At 35.7% G+C, this 2,546-nt stretch carries 1 protein-coding gene and 1 pseudogene; both read left to right on the forward strand.

Translation table 11 applies throughout. The annotated features are described in order from the left end of the window. Positions 1 to 226: 226 nt before the first annotated feature. Positions 227 to 1,369: pseudogene (locus F6K53_RS37095) on the forward strand (IS4 family transposase). A gap of 698 nt (positions 1,370 to 2,067) precedes the next feature. Beyond that, a complete protein-coding gene (locus tag F6K53_RS37100; RefSeq protein ID WP_075906817.1) occupies positions 2,068 to 2,286 on the forward strand; it encodes a hypothetical protein in 219 nt (72 codons plus the stop codon). The last annotated feature ends 260 nt before the right edge of the window (positions 2,287 to 2,546 follow it).

Genomic DNA, 2,546 nt, shown 5'->3' on the forward strand with positions numbered 1-2,546 from the left:
AGCCATGGATTATCAAAAATTTTATTATAACAATAATCATCAAAAAACTAGTTATTAAATGCTTCATAATAAGAAGAATAATAGTGAGATAAACTTTAATATATTTATGTGCTTTTTGCCTGGGGGGGCGACGAAACAGGCTGAAATGCTTGCTATGTAAAGTTAGTAGCATTTTGTGGTAAAAAAAGGTAGGTCTCTAATTTGCAACAAGACCTACTTATTAACAATGTTACCAGCATTCTACCAAAACCACCTAAAAAGTCAACTTAGTCTAACTGAATATATTTTTTTAAAAATTCTGATCAATCTCTTACAGTCAATTAAAAAAGTTAACTTAGAAAAATTAGCCAATACTCTCCCTTTACCAATTAAATTTGAAAGTAGAAGAAAAAGACTACAAAGATTTTTATCCTTACCAAACCTAACAATTTAAAAAATTTGGTTTCCAATATTTGAAGAATTATTGAAAACATACTTTACTTCAGAAACCCTAATTTATCTAGCAATTGATAGAACAAATTGGGGTCGCATTAATTTATTCATGGTTAGCCTTATTTGGGATAAAAGAGCGTTTCCAATATATTTTACTTTGTTGCCCAAGTTAGGGAGTAGTAATTTAACAGAACAACAAAGTATTTTATCAAAGATTGTCCCGATTATTAAAAACTATAAAGTGTGTGTATTAGGAGATAGAGAATTTTGCTCTGTTAAACTAGCTAAGTATCTCCAGAGCTTGGGTGTATACTTTTGTTTACGTTTAAAAAAGAATGAGTTTGTTGAATATAAAAAAGATAATTGGGTGGCACTCAATGATTTAGGTTTAATACCTGGAGTGTCTTTATTTATACAAGGAGTAAAAGTGACTAAGACTCGGGGATTTACAAGTTTTAATGTAGCTTGTAAGTGGCAACGTAAACTCAAAGGTATAGCTCCTAAGGAAGGATGGTTTATTCTGACAAACTTTGATAGCTTAGAGCTGGCAATTTCAGCTTACAAAAAAAGATTTAATATAGAGGAAATGTTTAGAGACTTCAAGACTGGTGGTTATCATTTAGAGAATACTAAAGTTGAAGGTGAACGGTTTATTTCTTTAGTTTTATTGATAGCTATAGCTTACACTTCTGCAACTATTAAAGGTCAGCATATTAAACGTCAAGGAATACAAACCTATGTGGCTCGTGTCAAAGAACCTGATAGAATAGAGCGCAGAAATAGCAGTTTTTACGTTGGTTTATATGGTCAAACCTGGGTTAATTTCAAAGATATTTGTATAGAATTAGTAACCGAATTAATGAGACTAAATCCTAATAAACGAAAGTATTATCAACGAGGTCTAAGGGCTATATCGCTTATAGAGTCTGGGTTTTAGCTTATTTCGTCGCCCCCCCAGGGGAATAACCTGATATTGGCTTTATGTGAACTATTATCCGGCTTCTGGTCGAAGTCCTCCTGGATTAAAGATTTCCTAGAATCAAATCCCGACCCCACACTGAAAAAACTGAAGACCAAGAACATAGAGCAGACCTCATTAGTTCTGCTCGACTTACTACATCTTTACAAATTCAACAAATTGAAGTCACGGGAGTTGTCGCGCTCCTGGATGTGGTTTCTGGCGCTATCAAGCACGGGGAAAAGACCGAACTTATTGGTGTGAACAGTTCTAAGTAAATGGGTTTTGAAGTTCTTTAGTGTTCGCGTATTAAATACGCGAACAAATAATTCCCTGTTTCTGAGCTCTTGCAGTATTAGTCCTACTCACAACTCTCTTCAAAATTGCTCTGACTTCACTGTTTTTCAACAAGACTTCTCTATTGCAGTGAGCAGTTACCCCCCATGAGCGACTGCATCAAGACGGGAGTAGGAAATATGGAGTAGGTATTAGGGCACAAAAATTATCAGAATTACTACACGGATTAATCAAAATATTTTGGGATTAATTTGAGTTTGTTTATGTCTACATTGCAACGGTTATTAATACACATTATACTTGGCTATATATAAGTAAAATGCTGTGGGATTGCTTACGGAATTTGTTATAATTATAACTAGGATTATAACAGTTTAACGATGACACTAACTACCGATCCAGAACCGAACCACAATCAATATCCAGAACCGACATTAACTGATGTAATCCGAAAACTTGATGAGCTTTCAGATGAAGTGAAAAAGTTTGATGAAAGATTTAGCAATTACCAACAAGCCACACAATGGGTGATTCAGTTAGCTTTTGGCTTAATTGCGAGTGCTACTGTTATCGTGATTGTGAGCAATGTTTTAAACTAACTCAATAGTTAATTTTTGATTTTATCGCCATTTTCAACCCTTACTGCCGAGGAATTTTACCTTAACCAAGGGGATAGCTTTCATGGAAAACGCGTTCGCGTAGCGTGGCCTACGGCCAATCGCGTAGCATCTCCCTAGGAGAATCGCGTCGCGTCTCCCGATGGAGTATCCCGTAGTTTATGTCTGGTGGGCAGTGGAGCACACAGATTTACCAAACTTACCAATCCCTTTAGCCACTGCCCACCCTACGATTCTCACTG

Source organism: Moorena sp. SIO4A1 (assembly GCF_010672065.1).
In the GTDB taxonomy this organism is placed as follows: domain Bacteria; phylum Cyanobacteriota; class Cyanobacteriia; order Cyanobacteriales; family Coleofasciculaceae; genus Moorena.